The sequence below is a fragment of the Burkholderia sp. WP9 genome (assembly GCF_900104795.1).
Classification (GTDB): domain Bacteria; phylum Pseudomonadota; class Gammaproteobacteria; order Burkholderiales; family Burkholderiaceae; genus Paraburkholderia.
Map to the genome: position 1 here is coordinate 1,599,730 of NZ_FNTG01000001.1, position 21,847 is coordinate 1,621,576.

Annotated in this window: 18 protein-coding genes; 2 read left to right on the top strand and 16 right to left on the bottom strand. The window is 64.3% G+C overall.

Annotated elements, in window-relative coordinates; all coding sequences use genetic code 11:
• Positions 1-109: 109 nt before the first annotated feature.
• The 3 genes from phaC to BLW71_RS07155 all read right to left on the bottom strand — a co-directional run bounded on the left by phaC (position 110) and on the right by BLW71_RS07155 (position 4,713).
• A complete protein-coding gene (gene phaC / locus BLW71_RS07145; protein ID WP_177205083.1) occupies positions 110-1,939 on the bottom strand; it encodes a class I poly(R)-hydroxyalkanoic acid synthase in 1,830 nt (609 codons plus the stop codon).
• A 636-nt stretch (positions 1,940-2,575) separates the two neighbouring features.
• On the bottom strand, positions 2,576-3,433 hold the full coding sequence (pgeF, locus tag BLW71_RS07150; RefSeq protein WP_091794479.1) for a peptidoglycan editing factor PgeF: 858 nt from the start codon (positions 3,431-3,433) through the stop codon (positions 2,576-2,578).
• Positions 3,430-4,713 carry an RluA family pseudouridine synthase gene (locus tag BLW71_RS07155; RefSeq protein WP_091794481.1) on the bottom strand — a complete coding sequence of 428 codons (1,284 nt, stop codon included), beginning with the start codon at positions 4,711-4,713 and terminating at the stop codon, positions 3,430-3,432. Before BLW71_RS07155 ends, pgeF begins: the two co-directional genes overlap by 4 nt.
• 38 nt (positions 4,714-4,751) lie before the next feature.
• Between BLW71_RS07155 and BLW71_RS07160 the strand changes: the two genes are divergently transcribed.
• Positions 4,752-5,612: an outer membrane protein assembly factor BamD gene (locus BLW71_RS07160; protein WP_091794483.1), complete on the top strand. Its 861-nt coding sequence runs from the start codon at positions 4,752-4,754 to the stop codon at positions 5,610-5,612.
• Positions 5,613-5,762: 150 nt separating this feature from the next.
• Here BLW71_RS07160 and rlmD read toward each other — a convergent pair whose 3' ends face one another.
• The 6 genes from rlmD to surE form a co-directional block, all read right to left on the bottom strand.
• The gene (rlmD, locus tag BLW71_RS07165; RefSeq protein ID WP_091794485.1) at positions 5,763-7,181 is read right to left on the bottom strand and encodes a 23S rRNA (uracil(1939)-C(5))-methyltransferase RlmD; all 1,419 of its coding nucleotides are present in this window, start codon (positions 7,179-7,181) and stop codon (positions 5,763-5,765) included.
• Positions 7,182-7,437: 256 nt separating this feature from the next.
• Entirely contained in the window at positions 7,438-8,214 is a 777-nt protein-coding gene (locus BLW71_RS07170) for a 3'-5' exonuclease (RefSeq protein ID WP_091794487.1), read from the bottom strand.
• Positions 8,215-8,218: 4 nt separating this feature from the next.
• Entirely contained in the window at positions 8,219-9,301 is a 1,083-nt protein-coding gene (gene rpoS, locus BLW71_RS07175) for an RNA polymerase sigma factor RpoS (RefSeq protein ID WP_091794490.1), read from the bottom strand.
• An 11-nt stretch (positions 9,302-9,312) separates the two neighbouring features.
• Positions 9,313-10,248 carry a peptidoglycan DD-metalloendopeptidase family protein gene (locus BLW71_RS07180; protein WP_091794492.1) on the bottom strand — a complete coding sequence of 312 codons (936 nt, stop codon included), beginning with the start codon at positions 10,246-10,248 and terminating at the stop codon, positions 9,313-9,315.
• A gap of 5 nt (positions 10,249-10,253) precedes the next feature.
• A complete protein-coding gene (locus BLW71_RS07185; protein ID WP_091794494.1) occupies positions 10,254-11,354 on the bottom strand; it encodes a protein-L-isoaspartate(D-aspartate) O-methyltransferase in 1,101 nt (366 codons plus the stop codon).
• A complete protein-coding gene (surE, locus tag BLW71_RS07190; RefSeq protein WP_091800552.1) occupies positions 11,351-12,109 on the bottom strand; it encodes a 5'/3'-nucleotidase SurE in 759 nt (252 codons plus the stop codon). The genes BLW71_RS07185 and surE overlap by 4 nt, the downstream gene beginning before the upstream one ends.
• Positions 12,110-12,345: 236 nt before the next feature.
• Between surE and BLW71_RS07195 the strand changes: the two genes are divergently transcribed.
• The gene (locus BLW71_RS07195) at positions 12,346-13,320 is read left to right on the top strand and encodes an NADPH:quinone oxidoreductase family protein (protein WP_091794496.1); all 975 of its coding nucleotides are present in this window, start codon (positions 12,346-12,348) and stop codon (positions 13,318-13,320) included.
• Between the two features lie 149 nt (positions 13,321-13,469).
• Here the strand turns inward: BLW71_RS07195 and BLW71_RS07200 are convergent, their stop codons facing one another.
• The 7 genes from BLW71_RS07200 to BLW71_RS07235 all read right to left on the bottom strand — a co-directional run bounded on the left by BLW71_RS07200 (position 13,470) and on the right by BLW71_RS07235 (position 21,733).
• A complete protein-coding gene (locus BLW71_RS07200) occupies positions 13,470-14,294 on the bottom strand; it encodes an ABC transporter permease (RefSeq protein ID WP_091794499.1) in 825 nt (274 codons plus the stop codon).
• Between the two features lie 84 nt (positions 14,295-14,378).
• Complete coding sequence (locus BLW71_RS07205) at positions 14,379-15,191, bottom strand: ABC transporter ATP-binding protein (protein ID WP_091794501.1); 813 nt, start codon at positions 15,189-15,191, stop codon at positions 14,379-14,381.
• 118 nt (positions 15,192-15,309) lie between these two features.
• On the bottom strand, positions 15,310-16,347 hold the full coding sequence (locus tag BLW71_RS07210) for an ABC transporter substrate-binding protein (protein ID WP_091794503.1): 1,038 nt from the start codon (positions 16,345-16,347) through the stop codon (positions 15,310-15,312).
• A 66-nt stretch (positions 16,348-16,413) separates the two neighbouring features.
• The gene (locus BLW71_RS07215; RefSeq protein ID WP_091794505.1) at positions 16,414-17,655 is read right to left on the bottom strand and encodes a CaiB/BaiF CoA transferase family protein; all 1,242 of its coding nucleotides are present in this window, start codon (positions 17,653-17,655) and stop codon (positions 16,414-16,416) included.
• Between the two features lie 59 nt (positions 17,656-17,714).
• Positions 17,715-18,311: a recombination mediator RecR gene (gene recR / locus BLW71_RS07220; protein WP_091794507.1), complete on the bottom strand. Its 597-nt coding sequence runs from the start codon at positions 18,309-18,311 to the stop codon at positions 17,715-17,717.
• Positions 18,312-18,588: 277 nt separating this feature from the next.
• Positions 18,589-18,915, bottom strand: a complete 327-nt coding sequence (locus tag BLW71_RS07230; protein WP_007182071.1) for a YbaB/EbfC family nucleoid-associated protein — start codon at positions 18,913-18,915, stop codon at positions 18,589-18,591.
• Between the two features lie 67 nt (positions 18,916-18,982).
• Positions 18,983-21,733 (bottom strand): DNA polymerase III subunit gamma/tau, encoded by a 2,751-nt coding sequence (locus BLW71_RS07235; protein ID WP_091794511.1) that lies wholly within the window; start codon positions 21,731-21,733, stop codon positions 18,983-18,985.
• Positions 21,734-21,847: the final 114 nt, after the last annotated feature.

The following is a 21,847-nucleotide window of genomic DNA, read 5'->3' on the forward strand; positions in this document are numbered from 1 at the left end:
TGCTTATGCGCCAGGATCACGCGTCAACTCAGCGCGCCAACTCAGCGCGCCAGCTCAGCCGGACGCTCGTTCACAGCGCAAAGGACCGCGCTGTGAAGCAAGCTCGAACCTACTCCCGTTGCCGTACATAGCGTCCGGGCGCCGGCTCGATCACCGGGAATTCCGCCGAGCCTGCAGAGGCCCGCGGCTTCACCTTCTTGCCGCCGTGCTGATCGAGCCACGTGGTCCATTCGGGCCACCAGCTGCCAGGCACTTCGGTCGCCTGATCGAGCCATTCCTCGGCATTCTCCGGCAGCGTTTTGACGTCGCCTTCCAGCATCCAGAAATTGCGCTTTTTCTTCGCGGGCGGATTGATCACGCCGGCAATGTGGCCCGATGCGCCGAGCACGAACTTCAACGGCCCGCTGAGCAGCGGCACCGACGCGTACGCCGTTTGCCACGGCACGATATGGTCCTCGCGTGACCCGTAAATGAAGGTGGGCACGTCGATCTTCGACAGGTCGACCGGCTCGCCGCAGGTGGTCAACGCACCCGGCTCGCGCAGACGATTTTCGAGGTACGTATTGCGCAAATACCAGACGTACATCGGGCCCGGCAGGCTGGTCGAGTCGCTGTTCCAGTAGAGCAGATCGAACGGAACCGGCGTGCGCCCTTTGAGGTAATTGTCGACGACGTAGTTCCACACCAGATCATTCGGCCGCAGGAACGAGAACGTGTTGGCGAACTCGATGCCGCGCATCAGCCCTGGCGCCGTACCGTTCTTGCCGCCGATGGTCTGCTCGCGCATCTGCACATGCGCCTCGTCGACGAACACGTCGAGCACGCCCGTGTCCGAGAAATCGAGCATGGCGGTGAGCAGCGTCATGGACGCAGCCGGATGTTCGCCGCGCGCCGCGGCCACCGCCAGCGCCGTGGCGAGCATCGTGCCGCCCACACAGAAGCCGAGCGTATTGATCTGCTCGCGACCGCTGATTTTGCTCACCGTCTCAATGGCGGTGAGCACGCCTTCGCCGATATAGTCGTCCCACGTCTTATGCGCGATGGATTGATCCGCGTTGCGCCACGAAATCAGGAACACCTGATGCCCCGAATCGAGTCCGTGGGCAACCAGCGAATTCTCCGGTTGCAGATCGAGAATGTAGAACTTGTTGATGCAAGGCGGCACGATGAGCAGCGGCCGTTCGCGCACGGTCGCCGTGCGCGGCTTGTACTGGATCACCTGCATCAGATCGTTTTCGAACACCACCGAGCCTTCGGTGTTCGCGAGATTGTCGCCGACCACGAAACCCGATTCGTCGGTCTGCGAAATCTTGCCGCGCTGCAAGTCGGTGAGCAGGTTCATCACGCCCTGGCGCAAGCTCTCGCCCTTGCTGTCCAGCAAGGTCTTCTGCGCTTCCGGATTCAGGGCGAAGAAGTTGCTCGGCGACGCCGCCGCGGTCCACTGCTGGACAGCGAAACGGATACGCTCACGCACCTTGGGTTCCGTGTCGAGCGCGTCGACCATTTCCTGCAGATAGCGCGCGTTCAACAGATACCAGGCGGCAGTGAATGCGTAGGCCGGCGCCGCACTCCATGCGTCGGAACTGAAGCGGCGATCCTTGAGTTCGGGCGCTTTGGTTGCGGACGTGGTGGCTTGCTGGATCAACTCCATTGCCTCGCGCGAATAGTCAGCCTGCAGCTTCTGCAGTCGCTCGGAGGGAATGGCTGCACTCGGTATGTTCAGACCGGCGAAAGACGGCATGGCCGGCATTGCTCCGGCCGCCAGTTTGCTGAAGTCCGGCATGCCGGGAAACGACGGCATTTGCGGCAGACCCGCTTGCGGTATCTGGAACGGCATGGGCAGCGGCATTTGAGGCATTGGGAAAGGCATGCCGTTGCCGCCGGGTGGCGTGCCAAGCGAGCGCCAGGCGCCCATCCAGGCGTCGAACAGCTGCTGCATCCCTGGGGCCGGCGCTGCACCGCTCGTACCGGCCTGCTGCGTGTTCTCCGTCGAGGAGTCCGTCTTGGGGGAAGCTGAGGTATGTGATGCTGCCATGCCTGCTTTTGACCGGTAAGTCCTTGCGGACGGGTTGAGAGGCAGGTTCGTGCGCACGTGAGCAATTGCTCGCGACCTCGTCACGCCCTGTCCCTTGTACGAGGATCCGTGAGGAACATTCTTGCTCCCCATCGCAAGGCATGTCAATGCTTGTTCCCGATTTTGCCGCAGTGCGATAGTTTTTTAATTATCGTTTTCCCTGTGTAGCAGATCGCGCTTTTGGGCCATGGGAGATTCAACGCAGCCGCGAACGAAAAAAGCTCCCATATTGCATAGGTTTATGCGCACTTATCCGTTCGTCTGCGAACAGTTTCTGCGGCAGATTCACGCATCGCAGGCAATTCCGGCAGCGCAGCAAAAACACATGCGGCGTCTCCCAATAAACCCTCATACGCGTGCTCGTAAGAATGCCGCGGCAATGCTCTGACGTAGCCTGCCGGCACGATGACGTCGACCTCGCCGAACGTCATTCGCGTGTGCCGGTGTGTGTCTTCTGCATTGACAGCAAGAGCGCCGCGCGGGGCGGCGTCGCGAGCAGGACTAGTCCGCGATCGACTGCGCCTGATCGTCCAGCCAGATGAGTGCGGCCATGCGGCCGGTCTCGCGGTCGCGGCGATAGGAGTAGAAACGCTCGCGCAGCGTGACCGTGCAGAGGTCGCCGCCGACAATCTTTGTCACGCCGAGCCGCTGCAGCCGCAAACGCGCCAGCGCCGGGAGATCGGCGAGATATTTGCCCGGATTCTGCGGATGCTCGACGAATGCGTTTGCCGTGGCATCGCGTTGCGCGCCGCCCACGCCGTTCATGAACGCGTCACGCACATCTGGGCCGACTTCGAAGGCGTCGGGTCCGATCGAGGGACCGAGATAGGCATGCAATGCACTCGCCTGCACCTGCGCGAGTTCGGCGACGCGCTGCGCAGTCTGTTCTACGATGCCCGCCGCCAGTCCGCGCCACCCCGCGTGCGCCGCGCCGACCGCGCGGCCCGCCTCGTCGCACAACAGCACCGGCATGCAATCGGCCACCATCACGACGCACACGCTGCCAGGACGATCGGTGACGCTCGCATCGGCGCGCGTCGGCCCACCGCTCACGCGTGCCGATGCGATCACCTCTTCCGCGCGCACGATGCCGGCGCCGTGAATCTGTTCGAGCCACGCCGCCTCGCTCACGCCGGCCAGCTTCAGCAGACGTTCACGATTGGTGGCGACCGCGGCCGGATCGTCGCCGGACTTCATGCCCAGGTTCAGGCCGCCGGGCAAATCCGCGCCGTTGTGCCAGCGGCCGAACGGCGGTTCGCTCACGCCGCCGTTACGCGTGGTGACGAGCGCGCGCACGCGCGGCGACACATTCCATGCGGGTTGCACGACATCGGCAAAGCTCAGCTCGGGCGCACTCATGCGTGATCGTCCTCGTCGTGTTCGTGGTCGTGGTCATCTGCACTGTCGTGTTCGTCGTGGTCGAGTGCGCCTTCATCGCCGTCCTCGTCGAACGACGCGTCGTAGTCGTCTTCTTCGTAGTACGTCTCGTCGAACTCGCCTGCGTCGTCGCGGCCGAGACCGAGCGCCGCCGACAGCGCCTGCATGTCTTCCGGCACGTCGGCACGCCACTGCATCGTGCGGCCGGTCTGCGGATGAATCAGGCCGAGCCGCCATGCATGCAGCGCCTGGCGCGCGAAACCGCCAGGCAGCGGCGTGACCGAACGCTTGCCGCGCGCGCGCCCGTAAATCGGATCGCCGAGCAGCGGATGGCCGATGTGCGCGCAATGCACGCGAATCTGATGAGTGCGGCCGGTCTCGAGATCGCAATGAATCGCGGTCACCGGCTGGCGCTCCCAGATCGCCGAATCGACACGCCGGAAATGCGTGCGCGCGGGCTTGCCCGACGCGCTCGTCACCACCGCCATGCGGGTGCGCTCGCGCGGATCGCGGCCGATCGGCGCGTCGATCGTGCCTTCTTCGGGCATGTTGCCCCACACCAGCGCGAGATAACGGCGCTTCACCGTGCGCGCTTGCAACTGGCGCACGAGGTCGGTCTGCGCCTCGAGCGTGCGCGCCACCACCATCAGGCCGGAGGTTTCCTTGTCGAGACGGTGCACGATGCCGGCGCGCGGCAGGCCCGCGGCAGCGTCTCCATAGCGATACAGCAGTCCGTTGAGCAGCGTGCCGCTCCAGTTGCCGGCGGCCGGATGCACGACCATACCGGCCGGCTTGTTGATGACCACCAGCGTGTCGTCTTCATAAACGATCTCGAGCGGCACCGGCTCCGGCGTGAACGCGAGCTGCTCGGGCAGCAGATCGGGCACGAGTTCGATGGTCGCGCCGAGCGGCACCGGCTGGCGGATTTTCGCGGGCTTGCCGTCGATCCGCACGCGCTCGGCTTCGATCCAGCTCTGCAGACGGTTGCGCGAGAACTCGGGGAAGACCCGCGCGAGCACCTTGTCGAGGCGCTCGCCGGCCAGTTCGTCGGGCACGACGACGCTGCGCGGCGTCTCGTCCGTCACGCGGTTCGCGACCGTCGGCACAAGGCTGGACACGGCCGCGGCGCCGAGCGCGTCGCTGCCGAGATCGTCGTCGAGGGAATCGACGCCCAACGCGTCGGAGGGGTCAGCGCTTACGCTATAATCTTTGTTGCTATTCCCGGCGCCGGTTGCGGCACCTGGAGTATTTGAGCGGGTCATTGAGTCTGGGTCACCTGGACGTAAAGCTAGACTGGAAAATGCGAGCCTTGAACACCATCACTAAAGCGGCGATCAATTTGGCGGCCATCAAGAAGGCGGCCCGGAAAGTGGCCGGATACATTGCGTGTGCCGCAGCCGTCGCGGTTGTCGCGGCTTGCCACGGCCTGCCGGAGAAGACCGACGAAACGGCAACGTGGAACAACAACAAATTATATACGGAGGCGAACGACGCCTTGTCCGGTGGTGATTACGGCAAGTGCGCCAAGTACTTCGAAATGCTCGAGGGGCGCGATCCGTTCGGCCACTTCGCCCAGCAGGCACAGATCAATGTCGCTTACTGCAACTGGAAAGACAATGAAAACGCCGCCGCCGACCAGGCGATCGACCGCTTCATCCAGCTGCACCCGGATCATCCGGACATCGCTTACGCGTACTACCTGAAGGGCATGATCCACTTCAACGACGACCTCGGTCTGTTCGGCCGCTTCTCCGGCCAGGACATGAGCGAGCGCGATCCGAAGTCGCTGCGCGAATCGTACGACGCCTTCAAGATCGTCGTGGACAAGTACCCGAACAGCAAGTATGCGCCGGACGCAGCACAACGCATGCGCTATATCGTGAACGCGCTGGCGTCGCACGAAGTCCACGCGGCGGATTATTACTACCGCCGCGGCGCTTATGTCGCCGCGATCAATCGCGCGCAACTGGCACTCACGCAATACAAGAACGCGCCGGCGATTGAAGACGCACTGCATATCATGATGCTGTCGTATCAGAAGCTGAATCAGCCGCAACTGGCCGACGACACGAAGCGCGTGCTGGCCGGCACCTTCCCTGACAGCCCGTACATCACGGGTCATGCAAGGCCGGGTACGGAAAAGTCGTGGTGGCAGTTCTAAGCCGCGCCGCGTACTGAAAAGCAGCAGGAATAAAAAAACGCCACGACTTCGGTCGTGGCGTTTTTGTTTGTGCGCTGCCTTTTGCCTCTGCCTTACGCTGCCTTAGGCCGTCGCGCTGCCGCGCAGCGCCGACGCAACCAGGCGCGCTCGTCAGTCCCGCTCGAACAACGCGATCGACTCCACATGCGACGTATGCGGGAACATGTTCACCACGCCCGCGCCCACCAGCCGGTAGCCCGCTTCGTGCACGAGCAGACCGGCGTCGCGCGCGAGCGTCGCCGGCGCGCACGACACGTAGACGATGCGCTTCGGCAGCGGCCCGTTGCCGCTCTGCGCGATCTCAGCCAGCGCCTTGGCGACGGCCAGCGCGCCTTCGCGCGGCGGGTCGATGAGGAACTTGTCGAAGTGGCCGAGCGCGCGCAGGTCGTCGGCGGTGACTTCGAACAGGTTGCGGCACGCAAACGACGTATGCCCCGCCACGCCATTCAGTTCGGCATTGGCGAGCGCACGCGAAGTCAGCACCTCGCTGCCTTCGATGCCCATCACTTCCTTCGAGATCCGCGCGAGCGGCAGCGTGAAGTTGCCGATCCCGCAAAACAGATCGAGCACGCGATCGGTGCGCGCCGGCGCCAGCAGACGCAGCGCGCGGCTCACCAGCACGCGGTTGATGGCGTGATTCACCTGGGTGAAGTCGGTCGGCTTGAACGGCATGCGAATGCCGTACTCCGGCAGCGTGTAGTCGAGCTCCACGTCGAGCGGATAGAACGGCGTGACCGTGTCCGGGCCGCCCGGCTGCAGCCAGAACTGCACCTTGTGCTCGTCGGCGAAATCGCGCAGCACCTGCTCGTCCGCTGCTGTGATGGGTTCGAGATTGCGCACCACCAACGCCGTCACCGACGAACCGACCGCCAGTTCGAGCTGCGGCATGCGGTCGTAGATCGACAGCTTGCGAACCATGAAGCGCAGCGGCATCAGCATGGCCGACACGTGCGGCGGCAGCACTTCGCAGGTTTTCATGTCGGCAATGTAGCTGCTCTTCTTCTCGTGGAAGCCGATCCGCATGCCGCCTTTTTCCGGCAGGAAGCGCACTGCCAGACGCGCACGGTAGCGATAACCCCAGGACGGACCGTGAATCGGCCGGAACACCGTTTCCGGGCGCAGTTTGGCGAGATGCTGGAGATTGTCTTCGAGCACGCGCTGCTTGACGGCCACCTGCGCGCGAATGTCCAGATGCTGCATCGAACAGCCGCCGCAGATATCGAAGTACGTGCATTTCGGCTTGGTGCGGATCACGCTCTCGCGGAATACCTGAACCACTTCGGCCTGCTCGAATTTCGGCTTGCTGCGATGCGTCGAGTAGCTTACGCGTTCGCCCGGCAGCGCACCTTCGACGAAAATCACCTTGCCGGGCGAGCCGTCTTCGGTCTCGGTGCGGCCAACGCCGCGCGCTTCCATATCGAGCGAAACGATTTCAATGACCGGCTCGTTGCCGGTAACGACGTGTGCCGGCGCGGGCGGAGGCGTCTTGTGGCGCTTCGGCGCGCGGCGTTGGGGGGCAGTTCGGGACACCTGCTACTTCCTGACAAACTTGGGGGAAAGGCGAGATTGTAGACGAAGCGCCGCGCGTGGCCATCATCCGGCGCGGCGGGAATGGCCGCCAGACACATTAGCCACGATAACGGCGGTGGCGGCGGGAGACGGAGACGAACGCGCCTCACGCCGTCTCGTACCTTGCAAGCCTTTCGTGCCTTTGGAGCGAACGGCTGCGGCGGCCTCACTGCTCTCTTCGCCCGCGGAACTCCATCATGGCTCGTCCGCGAGCGGCTTACTGATCGAATGCCGCTAGATATTCGGCCCATTGCGGCGCCGTTTCCAGCGCCAGCGCGTTCTTGACGAGGTTGATCTCGTCAGCATACTCCGCGGGTGAAAACGCGCCGCGGATCAACTGGAAGCGGCAATAGAGCAAGTACGTATTGACGACGTCGGTCTCGCAGTAATTGCGGATTTCCTCGATACGCCCTTCCTGGTACGCGTGCCACACCTGGCTGCCGTCCATGCCCATCTTGCCGGGGAAGCCGCACATCTTGGCGAGCGCGTCGAGCGGCGCGTTGGCGCGCGCCTGGTACATGGCGAGCACGTCCATCAGATCCGTGTGACGCGCGTGATAGCGGCTGATGTAGTTGTTCCACTTGAACTCGCGGTCGTCCTCGCCGAGATCCCAGAACTTGTAGGCGGGAATGCCGTTGACCAAGGCTCGGTAGTTCAACACCGGCAGGTCGAAGCCGCCGCCGTTCCACGACACGAGCTGCGGCGTGTACTTCTCGATCACGCGATAAAACGACTGCACGAGCGCCGCCTCGCCGTCTTCCAGCCTGCCGAGCGAGCGCACGCGGAAGCCGTTGTTGTCGCGGAACACGCAGGAAATTGCCGCAATCCGTTGCAGATGGTGCGGCAGGAAATCGCCGCCGGTTTTTTCGCGGCGCGCGGCGAACGCATGCTCGGCGACTTCGGCGTCGCTCAGGTCGGCGGGCAAATCTTCGAGGCGGCGAATGCCGGCGACATCGGGAATGGTCTCGATGTCGAAAACAAGAATCGGTGTCATCAGGTTATAGAACGGCGTCCTTCCGAACACCGTTGGAGGCAAAGAAGCGCTTCAAGCGCACGAGCGCTTCCTGTTGGATCTGGCGCACACGCTCGCGCGTGAGGCCCATTTCGTCGGCCAGCTCTTCGAGCGTGGCGGGTTCGATGTGATTCAGGCCAAAGCGGCGCTCGATCACATGCCGATGCTTGTCGGACAGCCGTGCCAGCCACGCGCGCGTGAGCGTTTCCAGTTCGCGGTGCTGCACTTCGGCATCCGGCGACTGGCTCTGATCGTCTGACAGCAGATCGAGCAGGCTGCTCGCGGGATCGAGATCGAGCGGCGCGTCCAGCGAAGCGGTGTGCTCGTTCAACGCGAGAATGTCCGTCACTTCGTCGGTGGTCTTGCCGGTCAGATAGGCAATGTCGTCGATGCTGGCGTCGCGGCGCTCGGCGGCTTCGCCCGAGTTCATCGAATTCTTTTCCAGATGGCGCTTGGCGCGCAGCACCTGATTGAGTTCACGGATTACGTGCACCGGCAAACGGACGGTGCGCGCCTGGTTCATGATCGCGCGCTCGATACTCTGGCGAATCCACCAGGTCGCATAGGTAGAAAACCGGAAGCCGCGCGTCGGATCGAATTTCTCGATCGCGTGCATCAGTCCGAGATTGCCTTCCTCGATCAGATCGAGCAACGGCACGCCGCGGTTCAGGTAACCCTTCGCAATGCTGACAACGAGCCTTAAATTGCGCTCGATCATGACCTGCCGCGCCTCGAACTCGCCCGCCTTGGCAAGACGCGAATACTTCTGCTCTTCCTCGACAGTCAGAAGCGGCTTGACGCTGATACGGTTCAGGTAGTGCTGGATCGTGTCGGCCGTCAGCTCGGCTTGCAACAGCGCGCGGAAATCGTCCGCGTCCGGGGCCGCCTCGCTCGCGCTTTCGCGGGCGTCACCGCCTTCATCCGCGCCGCCCTGGCGTTCGTCGAGATCGCGCTCTTCCGCGATCTCCTCTTCCACTTCCGAAGCGCCGCTTTCATCCACCGAAGCGGACATAGCGTGGCTGATCGTCTCAGACTCGGCTTGCTGCGGCGGGCGCTTCGATTTCGGCATGGTCGTATCGCTTATTGCGGCGGCAAATACTTCAGTGGGTCGACAGGTTTACCCTGCCGGCGAACTTCGAAATGCAACATCACGCGGTCGGAATCGCTATTGCCCATCTCAGCGATCTTCTGCCCCTTCGTCACCGCATCCCCCTCTTTTACCATCAAAGAGCGGTTGTGTGCATACGCGGTGAGATAAGTTGCATCATGCTTGATGATAATGAGATTACCGTAACCACGCAGCCCATTTCCGGCATAAACCACGCGACCATCCGCCGACGCCTTCACCGCATCACCCGCGGCGCCGCCGATATTCACGCCCTTGTTGGTCGAGTCGTTGAAGGTGCCGAGCAGCGGCCCACGCACCGGCCAGGCGAACGCCACGTTGCCGGATGCACCGGTGTTCGAGTCGCTCGCCGCGCCCGGGTTGGCCGGCGGCGCCGACGACGCGTTGTTGGCGGCCGACCCGTAGAGCGGCGGTGCCGCGACACCCGCGGTCGCACCCGTGGCCGGCGCCGTGCTGCCGAGCGGCGCGCTCTGCACCGAAGCGCTGCCGCCGATCGGCGCGGTCGAGACACCCGGCGTGAGCGCCGCGGTGTTCGCACCCGGCGGTACGACACGCAACAACTGGTCGACTTCGATCTGATTCGGGTTGGTCAGATTGTTCCAGGCCGAAATGTCGCGGTAGTTCTGGCCGTTCTCCAGCGCGATCCGATACAGCGTGTCGCCCGGCTTCACGCGATAGTAGCCCGGCGGCGGCGGACCGAGCGGCACGGCCGGCTGCGCTGCTTGCGTGCTGAGCGTGCCGCCGCCGGAGCGGTCGACGACCGGCGCCTGGTCGAGCCGGGATGCACAGGCCGTCATCAACAGGGACAAGGCGAGCACGCACACGCTGCGCTGGGTTACGGTCATGGGGGCATTCAGTCTGGTTCTTTGCATCGCGCGCAACATACTCATCGGTGTCAAATCACTCCGGATTTTAAGGGTACAAAGAAAACGCGATCAAGCCGCGACTCGCGCCACTGCGCGGGTCCGAGGCGCTCGACCAGAGTCAGCACCTGGTTCTGGCCGTCCTGCGAGCCGACCGGCGCGACCAGACGGCCGCCGATCGCGAGTTGTTCAAGTAAGGCTTGCGGTACGTCGAGCCCCGCCGCGGCGATCACAATCGCGTCGAACGGTCCCGCCGACGGCAAACCGAGCCGCCCATCGCCGTAGTGCAGGCGGATGTTCGGAATGCGCAGCGGGCGCAAGTTTGTCTTCGCGCGCTCCGACAGCGGCTTGATACGTTCGATCGAGTACACCTCGCGCGCGACCTGGCTCAGCACGGCCGCCTGATAACCGCAGCCGGTGCCGATTTCCAGCACGTTATTCAGCGTGCGGCCGGCGGCGGCCAGTTCGATCATGCGGGCGACGACCGAGGGCTTGGAAATCGTCTGGTGATGGCCGATCGGCAATGCGGCATCTTCATAGGCCTGAGCCGCCAGACCCGGATCGACGAACATGTGGCGCGGCACCACCGACATCGCGTTCAACACGCGCTGATCGGTCACGCCGTTCGCACGCAGGCGTTCGACCATCCGTTCGCGAACCCGTTCCGAAGTCAGCGCCAATGCGCCGCTCATCGCGCCGCTCAACGCGACGTTCGGCGCGGCACTGCGCTCGGTTGAGCGGGTGGCAGGCTTGGCCGGCGCCGGCTGCGACGCGGGGCGCGCAGTCGAATTCGGCACGGCGACCTTGGCCGGCGCTTTCATTGGCGCTTTCACTGGTGCGCTCGCCGGCGCTTTGGCGGAAGACGCGGCCAGCGGCTTTGGCGGCGTTGCCGCCGAGGGCTTGGCTTGCGGCTTCGCGTGCGCCGCGGTGTGCGACCTCGCCTGTTGCTTCGATTGGGATTGACCCGTGGAACCAAGCGACGCGTTCTTCGCGGCTTGCGGACGTGCGTTCAGCGCCGCGCTCGCAGCCAGCGTCGCCGCGCGTATTTCGCCCGGGCGCCCTTCGGCCCGGCGCGGTTCCCGCACCAGGTCCTCGAGGCCGAGCGGAAAGCGCTTGGCGCGCTCGTTCGTCATGAAGCGCCGCTGCCGGCGCGCACCCAGTCGCGCGCTGCGGGCAGCATTTGCGTGTGGGTCAAGTCGAGCTGCAGCGGCGTGATCGACACATGGCCGTTGGCGACGGCGTGAAAGTCGGTGCCTTCGCTCGCGTCGCGCGCGCTGCCCGCCGGCCCGATCCAGTAGATCGGTTCGCCGCGCGGATTGGTTTGCCGGATCACCGGCTGCGACGGATGCCGCTTGCCGAGACGCGTAATCTGCCAGTCGCCGAGCTGCTCGTAGGGCAAATTCGGAATGTTGACGTTTAGAAGCGGATGTCCCGGCAACGGCTGCTCGAGATAATGGGCGACGATTTCGGTGGCGACGCGCACGGCGTCTTCGAGATGCACCCAGTCTTTATCGACCAGCGAGAACGCGATGGCCGGCACACCGAACATGATCCCCTCGGTGGCGGCGGCGACGGTGCCGGAATAGAGCGTGTCTTCGCCCATGTTCTGACCGTTGTTGATGCCCGAGACCACCAGGTCCGGCGTATGGTCGAGCATGCCCGTGAGCGCGATGTGCACCGAGTCGGTGGGCGTGCCGTTCACGTAGTAGAAACCATTGGCCGAACGCAGTACCGAGAGCGGCCGCGAGAGCGTCAAGGAATTCGACGCGCCGCTGCAATTCTGTTCGGGTGCCATCACGGTGACGTCCGCGATCGGCTTGAGCGCTTCGTAAAGCGCGGCAAGGCCGGGCGCCAGATAACCGTCGTCATTGCTGAGTAGGATTCGCATGCGGCGATTGTAACCGAGGAAAGAAGACGCGCGAACGACACGGCGGCCCATGCGCATGCGGTATGCAATGCGCACGCGCGGGAATCGCGCTTACCCCGCGCGAGTCGTTTGCCGCACGCGCATCGATCACCCGACAACCGTCCCGATGAGCGCAGGCAAGACAGTAAAAACGCACGATCGTGCTGATTGCTTTAGACTCAGAATACTTGCGAACCCCTGATCGACATGGAGACACGATGCGCGCGATTCGCTGTAATCAATATGGGCCGCCGGAGAGCCTGGTCGTCGAAAACCTGCCCGACCTCGAAGCACCGCCGGGCCACGTCGTAATCGACGTCAAAGCCGCAGCCGTCAACTTTCCCGACGTGCTGATCATCGAGAACAAGTACCAGTTCAAACCGCCCCTGCCCTTTACGCCCGGCTCGGAAGTCGCGGGCGTGGTGCGCGCGGTGGGCGCGGACGTCACGCAGTTCAAGCCAGGCTCGCGCGTGGTCGCCTTCACCGGTCAGGGCGGTTTCGCGGAACAGGCGCTGGCGCCGGTCAGCGCCTGCGTGCCGTTGGCGGACGGTGTTCCGTTCGAACTGGCGGCGGCCTTCACGTTGGCGTACGGCACCTCGCATCACGCCGTGGTCGATCGCGGTGCATTGCAGCCCGGCGAGACGATGCTGGTGCTGGGTGCGGCCGGCGGCGTTGGACTCGCGGCCGTGGAGATCGGCAAGGCGCTCGGCGCGCGCGTGATCGCAGCGGCATCGAGCGACGAGAAACTTGCGACCTGCGTCAAGCACGGCGCGGACGCCACCATCAACTACAGCACCGAGGATCTGCGCGAGCGCATCAAGGCGCTCACCGACGGGAAAGGCCCGGATGTGATCTACGACCCCGTCGGCGGCGTGTATGCGGAGCCGGCGTTCCGCAGCATCGGCTGGCGTGGGCGTTATCTCGTGGTTGGCTTTGCGAACGGCGAGATTCCGAAGCTGCCGCTCAACCTGACGCTGCTCAAAGGCGCGAGCCTGGTCGGCGTGTTCTGGGGTGACTTTGCGAAGCGCGAGCCGCAGCATAATCATGCGGCGTTCCAGCAGATGACCCGCTGGATCGCTGAAGGCAAGCTTAAACCGTATGTGTCGGCGCGTTATTCACTCGAAGAAACCGGGCGCGCGCTGCGTGACATGGCTGAACGTCGCGTGATCGGGAAGGTGGTGGTGACGCCTTAGTCGAAGCGAAGACTGCGCTTGAGCGAAGCTTGATCGGGCGGCTCGTTCAAGCGGTTCCTTCGAGCGCCCAGAAAAAACGGCGCGCGGGCATCCATCCCGCGCGCCGTTTTCGCTCATGCATTGCGCCACATAACTTGGCGCTCGCGGAGCTACAGCTTTTCCGTATCGCCCGTCTTGGGCTGCCACTTCATCAAGCGCCGCTCGCCCATACCGACGATGGCATCCAGAACCAGCGCGAACGCGGTCAGCACGAGGATCCCGGCAAACACGGTATTGATATCGAAGGTGCCTTCGGCCTGCAGAATCAGATAGCCGACGCCGCGCGCCGAGCCGAGATACTCCCCCACCACCGAGCCGACGAACGCCAGCCCCACTGAAGTATGCAAGCTGGAAAACACCCAGCTCATCGCACTCGGCAAGTAGACGAAGCGCAGCAACTGCTTGCGGTTCGCGCCGAGCATGCGCGCGTTGGCGAGCACGACCGGACTGACTTCCTTCACGCCCTGATAGACGTTGAAGAACACGATAAAGAACACCAGCGTGACGCCGAGCGCCACCTTGGACCAGATACCGAGGCCAAACCACACACCGAAGATCGGCGCAAGAATCACGCGCGGCATCGAGTTGGCGGCTTTGATATACGGATCGAATAGCGCGCTCGCGAGCGGCGACAACGCGAGCCACAGGCCTACGCCGAGTCCGAGCGCGGTGCCGAGCGTAAACGCGAGCACGGTTTCGACCAGCGTGATCCACAGGTGCAGATAGATCTCGCCGCCCGTGAACCACTCCCAGATCCGCTGCAACACCTTCTGCGGCTCGCCGAAGAAGAACGCCGCTTTGTTCGGGTCGTCGAAATAGAACGCCGGCAACAGCGTCGGACTGGTCAGCACGTACCAGAGCACGAAGCACAGCACGAGCAGCAGCCATTGCCAGATCACCAGATTCGCCCGGTTCGGGCGCAACGTCTTCCACATGACTCGGTTTGCCTTCGACGATTAATGGACACTACCAGGGACGCCAACCCATGACGCCATACGTGACGCAATGACGTGACGCGCCTAAACAGCCGTGAGCTGCTGTTGATAGCCTTTGAGCACCTCATCGCGCAGCACGCTCCAGATCTGCGCATGCAATTCGACGAAGCGCGGATGCGCGCGGATTTCCGCCACATCACGCGGACGCGGCAGATCGATCGTGAATTCGCCGATCGGATGCGTGCCCGGCCCGGCGGACAGCACCACCACGCGGTCGGACATGGAGATCGCTTCGTCGAGATCGTGCGTGATGAACAACACCGCTTTGCGTTTGGCCGCCCACAGGTCGAGCAACTCGTTTTCCATCAACTGACGCGTCTGGATATCGAGCGCGGAAAACGGCTCGTCCATGAGGATGATGTCGGGATCGAGAATCAGCGTCTGCGCCATCGCGACGCGCTTGCGCATGCCGCCCGATAGTTGATGCGGATAACGATCGCCGAAACCGCCGAGGCCGACGCGTTTCAACCACTCGTCGGCTTTCACGCGTGCTTCAGCGGGCGGCACGCCATGAAAAGCGAGGCCGGCCATGACGTTGTCGATGGCCGAGCGCCACGGCATCAGCGCATCGGCCTGGAACATATAACCGGCGCGCCGGTTGATGCCCTGAAGCGGCTCGCCGAACACGCTGACCGTGCCCGACGACGGACCCAGCAGGCCCGCGCCGACATTGAGCAGCGTGGATTTACCGCAGCCGGTCGGGCCGACCACCGAGACGAATTCGCCCGGCGCGATGCGCAAGGTGGTGTCCTTCACCGCGGTGTAGCGCTGCGCGCGATTGTCGCGCGCAGCGAACGTGCAGGTGATGTTGTCGAGCGCCAGTGCGGCAACTGTCATCGTTCAGCTCGCTTCGAAGATCGGATTCGGTGTGTGATCGCGTCATGGCAAACGGGCCCGCGGCGAGCGCGGCGAAGGTGGTGGCCGCCGCCTCGCGGCCCGCTCGCCCTCACCCGGCTCACGCCTTGACGGTGCTCAGCGCTTTCTTGACGAAGTCGTTGGTCCACGTCTTCGACAGATCGATCGGCTTGCCCTGGACGTTCGGGTCGAACGCCTGCAATGTCTTCAGCGAGGTCGCGGGGCCGTCCGCCGGCATCAGGCCGTCGGGCGACATGGCTTCCTTCACGTGCTGCCACGCGTCCAGATACACCGCGCGATCGCCGAGCAGATAGCCTTCCGGCACCGTGTTGATCAATTCGCTGCCGGTCGCCGTTTGCAGCCACTTGAGCGCGCGCACCATCGCGTTGGTCAGCGCCTGCGTGGTATTGGGATTCTTCGTGATGAAACTTTGCGACGCATACAGGCAACCCGCCGGCATATCGCCGCCGAACACGCTGCGCGTATCGGCGAGCGTACGCGTATCCGACACGACGCGAATCTCGCCGGTGCGTTCGAGCTTGGTCATCACCGGGTCGAGATTGGCGAGAGCGTCGATCTGCCCCGACTGCAACGCGGCGATCGCGCCGGCGCCCGCGCCCACGCCGATGAAGGCGACGTCTTTCGCGGTCAGCCCGGCTTTCGCCAACACAAAGCTCGCCATGATCGAGGTCGACGAACCCGGCGCGGTCACGCCGATTTTCTTGCCCTTCAGATCGGCAATCGATTTGTAGTTCGGCATGGTCTTCTTCGAGACCGCCAGCACGATCTGCGGCGCGCGTCCCTGCAGGACGAATTCGCGGAACATCTGTTTTTGCGCCTGCAGCAGCAAGGTGTGCTCGAACGCGCCGGACACCACATCCGCGCTGCCGCCAACCGCCGCCTTCAACGCCTGCGAGCCGCCGGCGAAGTCGGAAATCTCGACCTCGAGCCCTTCGTCCTTGAAGTAGTTGCGACGCTCGGCGATGGTGAGCGGCAAGTAGTAAAACAGGTTCTTGCCGCCGACCGCGATCGCCACCTTGGTGGTTTCAGGTTTGCCCTGCGCGAAAGCGAGCGGTGTGGCGGCGAGCGAGGCGCCCGCGAGTGCGGCCGTACCGGCGAGAAAGCTTCTCCGTTGCATGGTCTCGAGTCTCCAAACTTTTGTTGTCCGTTGTTTCGGCTTTATTGTTTGCCGCGGCGTGCACACTCAAACTATTTGTTGCGCATGCAACCTTGCAATATGGTCAGAATCATAACCTAGCGACTGCAGGACTTCATCGGTATGTTCACCCAGTTCCGGGCCCAGCCAGCGCGTCTCGCCGGGCGTTGCCGAGAGCTTGGGCGTGACCGACGGCAGCGTGATTTCCTGGCCGTCCTGCCACTTGAAGCGCTGGATCATCTGGCGCGCCATGAACTGCGGATCGGTGAACATGTCCGCCACGCTGTAGATGCGGCCCACCGGTACGTCGGCCGCATTCAGCACGGCGAGGGCTTCGTCGATGGTGCGCGTGGCAAGCCACGCGGCGATCGCACCGTCGATTTCCTGGGTGCGCGGCACGCGGCCGTCGTTGTGCGCGAGCGCCGGGTCGTTGGCGAGATCCTCGCGGTCGATTGCGATCATCAGGCGCTTGAAGATCGGATCGCTATTGCCGCCGATCACGATGCTGCCGTCGCGGCACGGATACGTATTGGACGGCACGATACCCGGCAGCGACGCGCCGGTGCGCTCGCGCACCATGCCGTACACGCCGTATTCGGGCACCACGCTCTCCATCATGTTGAAGACGGCCTCGTAGAGCGCGACATCGACGACCTGCCCCTTGCCGCCGTTCACCTGCTTGTGATGCAGCGCCATCAGCGCGCCGATCACGCCGTGCAGCGCGGCAATCGAATCGCCGATCGAAATACCGATACGCGGCGGCGGCAAATCCGGATAGCCGGTGATATGACGCAAGCCGCCCATCGATTCCGCGATTGCGCCGAAGCCAGGCCGGTCGCGATACGGACCGGTCTGCCCGTAGCCGGACAGGCGCACCATGACGAGTCCGGGGTTTTCCGCGGACAGCACGTCGTAGCCGAGACCGAGTTTCTCCAGCAAGCCCGGCCGGAAATTTTCGACGACGATATCCGCTTCCTTCGCGAGGCGCCGCACGATCTCCTTGCCCTCTTCGGCCTTCAGATTGATCGTGACGGATTTCTTGTTGCGCGCCTGCACGGCCCACCAGAGCGACGTGCCGCCAACTTCCGGATAGAGCTTGCGCCATTTGCGCAGCGGGTCGCCGCCCTTGGGATCTTCGATCTTGATGACGTCGGCGCCGAATTCGCCGAGAAAGCGCGCGGCGAACGGACCGGCGATCAGCGTGCCCAGTTCCAGCACCTTGACGCCGGCGAGCGGGCCGGTTTTGTTCTGAGGCGCGGCGCTCGCGTTTGATTCAGGGGTGACGCTCATGTGTCTCCTTGGTTCTGGTCCTGGCGCGCGCCGCGTTGCGTTCCCGCCGATGCCTCGGGCTACATCGAGCGGCGGTCGAGCATTGCGCGGGCAATCGTGCCGGCGTCGACATACTCGAGTTCGCCGCCCACCGGCACGCCGCGTGCGAGACGCGTGACGGAGAGTCCGCGCGCCTTGAGCGTCTGCCCGAGGTAATGCGCGGTCGCCTCGCCTTCGTTAGTGAAATTGGTTGCGAGCACGACTTCCTTGACGACGCCATCGGAGGCGCGTCTGACGAGCCGGTCGAAATGAATCTCCTTCGGACCGATGCCGTCGAGCGGACTCAGGCGTCCCATCAGCACGAAATAGAGCCCGCGATAGGTCATGGTCTGCTCGAGCATGATCTGATCGGCGGGTGTCTCGACGACGCACAGCAACGTGGGATCGCGCTCCTCGTCGAGACAGACCTCGCAGATCTGCGCTTCGGTGAAGGTGTTGCACTTCTCGCAGTGCTGCAGATGCTCGGTGGCGAACAGCAGCGAGCGGCCGAGTTTTTCGGCGCCCTCGCGGTCGTGCTGCATCAGATGGTACGCCATGCGTTGCGCGGACTTCGGCCCGACACCGGGCAGCGCGCGCAGCGCTTCGACGAGCGCCGACAAGGCGGAGGGTTGTTTCATGCGGATCGGCGTCGAAGTGAGTAGTGCCCGGCTATACGGGTGGCGATACGGGTAATTCGATCGGTTTCAATCATTCCGACGACGGCCCGAACCGGTGCGCGCGAGGTGCATCTCGGCCAGGCCACGGCCAGTTGGATCAAACCGGCACACGCGCACAGCGCGAGCGGCGCTGGCAGCCGCTACGGCACCGACAGCACGCACCGCTCGCGCTTTGTGGCGCGATTCACGCCGCGGCAACAGCAGTCGCGGCGCGGACACCGCCTTGCGGCGGCGTCGTTCAGAACGGCAGCTTGAAGCCCGGCGGCAGCGGCAGGCCCGAGGTCATGCCGCCCATCTTTTCCTGGGCGGTGGCTTCGGCCTTGCGCACAGCGTCGTTGAATGCAGCGGCGACGAGGTCTTCCAGCATGTCCTTGTCGTCGGCGAGCAGGCTCGGGTCGATCGACACGCGGCGCACGTCGTTCTTGCAGGTCATCGTCACCTTCACGAGACCGGCGCCCGACTGCCCCTCGACTTCGATCAGCGCGAGTTGCTCCTGCATCTTCTTCATGTTTTCCTGCATCTGCTGGGCTTGCTTCATCAGCCCGGCGAGTTGGCCTTTCATCATGGACATGCTCCTTCTTGATAGCGTGAAATTCGGAAATCGGGCGCGTAATGGCGTATCGCGCGGCGAATCAGTGGACCGACGGCGCGCCGTTCGAGCCGGCGTCCGGAGTAATCGGGCGGATCGAGCCGGGCACGATGCTCGCGCCGAACTCGCGGATCAGTGACTGCACGAACGGATCGGCACCGATCTCGCGCTCCGCTTCCTGCTGACGCTGCGCGCGCTGGGCGGCGTCATGCGCGGCGGCCGTGCGGCGCGCCGGACCGACTTCGACCAGCACGTCGACAGTCTGGCCGAGCCTGTCGGCGAGCGCGGTTTTCAGTTTGGCGACCTGCGAGGCTTCGGCATACTGCGGCACAGGCACGTTCAGTTTGAGCGTGTTGCCTTCGAGCGCCATCAGTTCGCTGTTGAACGCAAGCTGATACGAAATGCCCTTGAGCGGCAGGTCGACGGCGAGCGCCGGCCAGTCACCCTTGAAGCCCAGCGCATCGAGCGGCACGGCGGGCGGCAGCGGACGTTGATCGACAACTGGCGCCGGCGTGGGCGCGGCACTCACGCGGACGTCGTCCGGGCCGCTGTCGAACACCGGCATGTAACCGTCGTCCGGCAGGCCGTAATAGCCTTCGTCCGCGGCCGTGAGCGGCATGTATTCGTCAGGCGGCATATCGTCCCACGGCGGCACCGACGAGCCGTTCTGCTCGGCGCCACTACGCTGGGCCGGTGACGCGGACGCTGACGGCCGAGCCGCAGGCGCTGCAGGCGCGGCGTCCTGCTGCGGCGCACGGCGCGGCGTGCCCGGCGTCGGCACGGGAACGACCACGCGCGGTGCGGCCGGTTTCGGCGTGGCCGGCGCGGCGGGCTTCGCGGCAGTGGCGGCAGAAGCTCGGCCACGGTCCGAGGACACCTTCAAACCGGCGCTGCGCAAGACGTCGAGAGCGGCGCTCGCGCCACCTGCGCGACGTGGCGCGGAGTCGGCTGCGGGCGGCGGCTCTTGCGACGGCGCCGCCGCGGCAGCTTGCTCCGTGCGCGCGAGCGCGGCGGCTGCCGGTGCGCTTAGTGAAGACGCGGGTGCTGCGTCATCGAGCGCTGCGGCCGCGGAGACTTCATTCGAAGCCGGTTCGTTAAGGCCCGCAGCTGCGGAAAAATCGTTCGAAGCCGCACCGTTGAATCCCGCAATTCCCGATACTTGATTCGAAGCCGGATCGCTGAGATCAGTGCCCGCGGAAACGCCATTCGCTACCGGATTGGCGGGCGCGTCGTCCCACGGCGCCAACGCGGGTGCTCGGGCAGTCACTGACGTCGGCGCCGAATTCGATTCGTCAACACCCGCCGCCGACTCGGCGACGACAGCCGGTTGCGCGGCAGGAGATCGCTCCGCTGACGGGCCCTGAGCGGAATTGACCGGCGCAGTTTGAATGCCACCAACTGCCGCCCGCGCTTCAACCGGATTATTGGCGTGCTCCGCAGCACGCGTTTCGGATTCGACCGATGCGTGAACCGCAGCGCCCTTGTCAGCCGGTGCAGCGTCGCGAGACTGTGTTTCACGAACGGGCGCGGCAACGTTCAATTGCGCCTCCCGCGGAGCTCCCGGCACGGCGCTCGAAGCCGTGACCGCCGGCGAACCCGACGCGCCACGTTCAGCGGCCACTGCCGGCGCACCGGTGCGCCTCGCGCCACCCGACCCTGCCTGGCCAGCCGCACGCGAGCCACCCACCGCCCCACCGCCGCCGCCCGTAGGCGCCGGTTCGAACGCCAGCATGCGCAGCAGCGTCATGGTGAAGCCGGCGTATTCGTCGGGCGCGAGACCCAGTTCGCTCCTGCCGATCGTCGCGATCTGATAGAACAACTGCACCTGTTCGGCGCTGAGCGCTTCTGCGAAGCGGCGCAAATCGCTCGCCTCGGGCCACTCGTCCAGCACCGACGACGGCGCGAACTGCGCCCACGCGACCCGATGCAGCAGACTCGCCAGATCCTGCAACGCCGTTGAAAACGACAGGCTGCGCAACGCCATCTCGTCGGCCACCGTGAGGACCGCGGCGCCATCGCCATCGGCAAGCGCGTCGAGCAGACGAATCAGGTAACTCTGATCGAGCGCGCCGAGCATGCCGCGCACCGCTTCTTCATTCACCTGATTGGCCGAATAGGCAATCGCCTGATCGGTCAGCGAGAGCGCGTCGCGCATCGAGCCGTCGGCCGCGCGCGCGAGCAGGCGCAGCGCCTGGGCGTCGTACGGCACCTTCTCTTCGCCGAGAATGTGCTCGAGATGCGAGACGATATGGCCGGCGGGCATCTGCTTCAGATTGAATTGCAGACAGCGCGACAGCACCGTGACCGGAATCTTTTGCGGGTCCGTGGTGGCGAGGATGAACTTGACGTGCGCAGGCGGCTCTTCCAGCGTCTTCAGCATCGCGTTGAAGGCGTGATTGGTGAGCATGTGCACTTCGTCGATCATGTAGACCTTGAAGCGCGCATCCACCGGCGCATACACGGCGCGCTCCAGCAGCGCCGCCATTTCGTCGACGCCGCGATTACTCGCCGCGTCCATCTCCACATAATCGACAAAGCGGCCCTCGTCGATCTCGCGGCACGCACGGCACACGCCGCACGGCGTGGAGGTCACGCCGGTTTCGCAATTCAGCGCCTTGGCGAAGATGCGCGACAGCGTGGTTTTGCCGACGCCGCGCGTGCCGGTAAACAGATAGGCATGGTGCAGACGGCCGCCGTCGAGCGCGTGCGTGAGCGCGCGCACCACGTGTTCCTGTCCGACGAGCGAAGCGAAATCCTTCGGCCGCCATTTGCGTGCGAGAACTTGATAGGTCATCCGGAAATTGTATCAGTAACAATGCCGCGCAAAACCGATTCGCGACAGCGCACGAACGCATGCTGCCACTTGATTGAAACTGCCTAATGAACCGATAGAAAAAAATAGACGAGG